The sequence below is a fragment of the Stenotrophomonas sp. SrG genome, assembly GCF_050031795.1.
Taxonomy (GTDB): domain Bacteria; phylum Pseudomonadota; class Gammaproteobacteria; order Xanthomonadales; family Xanthomonadaceae; genus Stenotrophomonas; species Stenotrophomonas rhizophila_A.
Window position 1 is genome coordinate 1 of the sequence record NZ_JBNBBE010001774.1, and the last position, 230, is coordinate 230.

A 230-nucleotide genomic window follows, 5' to 3' on the forward strand; every position below is an offset into this window, starting at 1 on the left:
TCTTCATCCAATGCGGGCCGGCGTTCGCCGGCCCGCAACGTTGGTTCAGTTGCCCTTGGCGGCGGCTTCCACCGACTGGCCTGCCGTCTGCACATCCTTGCCGGCACCGGCACCGGTGTTGCAGCCGGAGAGCCTGGCCAGCGAGACCCGCGGCAACCGCATCCGGGCGATTACACGCTTCATGGGGTTCTCCGGAGGAATGCACCGTCACTCCCGACTGCCCGCCCCTC

Annotated in this window: 1 protein-coding gene; it reads right to left on the minus strand. The window is 68.3% G+C overall.

The features are described 5' to 3' along the window. Positions 1 to 45: 45 nt before the first annotated feature. Positions 46 to 183, minus strand: coding sequence for an entericidin A/B family lipoprotein (locus ACQG3P_RS25370; protein ID WP_426806584.1), 138 nt, complete (start codon positions 181 to 183; stop codon positions 46 to 48). Positions 184 to 230 lie beyond the last annotated feature (47 nt).

Excerpts from the sequence above, each read along its gene's own strand:
- ACQG3P_RS25370 (WP_426806584.1), bottom strand. The coding sequence starts at position 183 with ATGAAGCGTGTAATCGCCCGGATGCGGTTGCCGCGGGTCTCGCTGGCC.